The 1,308-nt window shown below is 38.9% G+C and carries 1 protein-coding gene; it reads right to left on the minus strand.

The window, feature by feature from the left end; translation table 11 throughout:
* Positions 1-24: 24 nt before the first annotated feature.
* Positions 25-1,308, minus strand: a 1,284-nt coding sequence (locus V5290_RS17235; protein WP_333388719.1) for a transposase, incomplete at its 5' end; no start/stop codon positions are given.

Consider the following 1,308-nt stretch of genomic DNA (forward strand, 5'->3'; position numbering starts at 1 on the left):
CGGTTTAAGGGCTTAGCCTTTGGCTTAATGTAAACTATTCCTTAACTTCTCTATATTATGAACGAGACAGTACATTTTCCATTGGGTATTCACTTTATCTTGCCCGCGTAGCGTGAATTTATTCATGCCTTTATTCACCGTGATATTACCAAATACGGGTTCAATGGCACCTAATCGTTTACTGTATTGGCGCCGTCCTATTGGACTATCTATCTTAACTTTCATTTTGTCGCCATAGCTTAGCTTTTTCCGTGATTCATTATTTTTAAATTGGACTTGTCTTCCTCTATCCTTCGGTGGTTTACGCATGCATTGCTGTTGTAAAGGGCATATCTTACAGTCTTTTAAATAACCACAGAATCGTGTGTATTGTTGCTTGTGACTCTTTACATTTATTCCACTTCGCCACATTTCATTACCTGCTGGGCAATGACAGGTTTGTGTTGTTTCATCATAATGAAAGTCATCTGAGGTGAATAATCTTGGTTTACCTTTACTGCGTTTTAACCGTCGTTTTTCTTGCTCTGTTTCATACGTTTCACTCTCGTTAAATAGTGGATTACGCTTTCTAAATTGATTGTCCGCGATATAACTATCGAATCCACTTTGTGCCATAAATTCCAAATTAGCTTCACTGTTAAAACCACTGTCAGCTGTGAATTTTATCGTGCGTTCGTTTAATTGTTTTGCTGTTGTGAGCTTATCGAGTTGTTGTTTTAATTGAGTAACGGCCGGCGCTAAAGTTTGTTGTTCGCCCACAGAGCCCCATGTTTGTGCTTGCAATATTATTTGGTGTTTGTCGTCATTAATAGCAATCCTATTGTAGCCTTGTATGGTGCCTTTACTTGTTGTCATTTTTGCGCTGTCTGGGTCTGTTATATTGCTTTTAACTTCCTTACCTTTACTGCCTGTTTTTTCTTGATGTGTGGCGAGATATTCTGTAATTTTTTCTGCACTTTTATCAAGTTTCGCTTTCTGTTTTAAATCATGCGCCACTTCATCTTCGCCTAAACTATCTTGTGCTTGATGACGCTCAAGTATTCGCTCGCTGGCTCTGCGTAACTTGGCTTGCTTTCGCTCAAGTTCGCAAAATGTGCCACTCCATTCTTTGCTAGCGTTTGAGCTTATTTTACATCCATCAATGGCAAACATGTTTCGGCCAATCAACCCTTCACGGTCGCATATCATTAATACTTGAGTAAATAGTGGTTCAATTTGGTCTTTCATTTTAGCGACAAAACTGGCAATTGAAGTGTAATGTGGTTGTACGTCACCCGATAAACTCATGAAGGTAATATTGGTTTCACA

The organism is Psychromonas arctica, assembly GCF_036697365.1.
Taxonomy (GTDB): domain Bacteria; phylum Pseudomonadota; class Gammaproteobacteria; order Enterobacterales; family Psychromonadaceae; genus Psychromonas; species Psychromonas arctica_A.